Genomic DNA, 320 nt, shown 5'->3' on the forward strand with positions numbered 1-320 from the left:
TGTGAAATATTACAGAGGCGTATTACTCGTCTCTGTAATTTTCAGTTTCAGCGTGAAAGCTGCTGGTTAATCCAGCAGGGTAAAATATCCAGAGATTTAATAATAAGCAGGCACTGATCCCTGACTTCATCATGAATGGGCAGCATGTCGGGGGCGATAACCGTAGGGCAGCCAGCATTAATAGCCGAAAGAGCCCCGGTGTTTGAGTCTTCAATAGCCAGTGTGTGCTTGGGAGATACTCCCAGAGCGTCGCATGCTTTCAGGTAAGGTTCTGGTGAAGGTGTGGGATTCTGTACATCATGCCCGGTAATCACTGCGTT

The 320-nt window shown here is 47.5% G+C and carries 1 protein-coding gene; it reads right to left on the minus strand.

The annotated features are described in order from the left end of the window. Positions 1 to 47: 47 nt before the first annotated feature. Positions 48 to 320: HAD family hydrolase (locus ACY2RR_RS24445; RefSeq protein ID WP_490110814.1), on the minus strand; the 273-nt coding region annotated here is incomplete at its 5' end.

It is taken from the genome of Parendozoicomonas sp. 2304DJ65-17 (assembly GCF_058148445.1).